Origin of the sequence: Weissella sp. DD23 (assembly GCF_001579105.1) — a bacterium.
In the GTDB taxonomy this organism is placed as follows: domain Bacteria; phylum Bacillota; class Bacilli; order Lactobacillales; family Lactobacillaceae; genus Weissella; species Weissella cibaria.
Genome location: NZ_KQ970414.1, coordinates 1 through 1335, shown reverse-complemented (window position 1 = coordinate 1335; position 1335 = coordinate 1). Strand labels below are relative to the sequence as shown.

Here is a 1335-nt window from a genome sequence, read left to right as displayed (position 1 = left end):
GCTCACCCGTTCGCCACTCTTTGCAATGTCCATCGTCATATCTGAGCAAGCTCTTCAAATCAGTTGAACCACAAAGCGTTCGACTTGCATGTATTAGGCACGCCGCCAGCGTTCATCCTGAGCCAGGATCAAACTCTCAATTTGAAGTTTGAGTATAACTCAATTTTTATTGTTTAACAGAAGTTAAACGAATTTACTAGCGAATTGACTTCGCAAATGTTTTTGCATCAAGAACTAGCTTGATGACCCTACACATTTGTTTCATCGAAACGATATTCAGTTTTCAATGACCTACGTCGTTGTCTCACCCGACAACTTCTATATCATAACAAGAATCTCAAACGATGTCAACAACTTGTTTAAATCAATTTATCAACGTCTCATGCGATATCTTTTTACTTGTCGCTGTTTCCTGCGAAACAACTTAATCTATATTACAGATAGAAACACAATTCGTCAACACTTTCTTCAAAATTAATTCACACAAAACGTCAGATAACAAAAAAGCTCTCGTTATCCATCAATAACGAGAGCTTTTCCAAAAATTTATACCCGTAATTCATCAAAGTAAATTTGTGCATCCCCAATCACCTGCACAACATTAGCTGGCGCTGGGATAGTCTCCAAGTTTACCGCAATGATTGGCACTTGAGCTTGCGCATACTGCAATAAGCCAGCGAACGGATACACCACAAAACTTGTCCCGACGATGACGATCAAGTCAGCCTCATGCACCCATTGCGCGGCTTCTGTCACGTGAAAGGGAATTTCACCATACAACGTAATTCCCGGCCGAAGTAGTGCACCGTCTGCCCGACGCATATCTTGCATATACGCCTCAAATGTTGCTGGGGCACCATCGGTCACCGCATAAATGTTATATAACGAACCGTGAAACTCGATAACATTTTCTGCACCGGCTTGGGTATGCAAACTATCCACATTTTGTGTAATGATTCGTGCCCGGCCCTGGTGCGTTAGTGCCGCCATCTTTTGGTGAATGATGTTTGGCTTAGCATCCGGAAAATACATGTTTTCCTTCATAAACTGATACATCTTCTCAGGTTCACGGTTTAACGCGTCAGTACTCAACAAATATTCAGGTCGTTCAACAACGCCACTATCATCATAAATGCCACCTTTAGAACGATAGTCGGGAATCCCCGACGCCGTTGAAACGCCAGCACCTGTTAAAAACACAATTTTCTGGGCATCATCAAACAATCGTTGCTGTTCTGCAGATAGTAACATCATCGTCTACCTCCTTAGTCTGCTTGACGCACGACGAACGGTTGACCAATTTGTTCAAGTACTTCACGAACAGATGTCTTATAG

General features: G+C 42.5%; 1 protein-coding gene and 1 rRNA gene. Both read right to left on the bottom strand.

Annotation, left to right across the window (positions count from 1 at the left end):
• Nucleotides 1-144, bottom strand: a 16S ribosomal RNA gene (locus WEIDD23_RS13850); the annotation flags it as partial.
• A gap of 402 nt (nucleotides 145-546) precedes the next feature.
• Nucleotides 547-1251 (bottom strand): NAD-dependent protein deacylase, encoded by a 705-nt coding sequence (locus tag WEIDD23_RS11900; protein ID WP_062359089.1) that lies wholly within the window; start codon nucleotides 1249-1251, stop codon nucleotides 547-549.
• Between the last annotated feature and the right edge of the window lie 84 nt (nucleotides 1252-1335).

Coding starts and splice junctions, on each gene's coding strand:
- WEIDD23_RS11900 (WP_062359089.1), bottom strand. CDS start 1,251: ATGTTACTATCTGCAGAACAGCAACGATTGTTTGATGATGCCCAGAAA.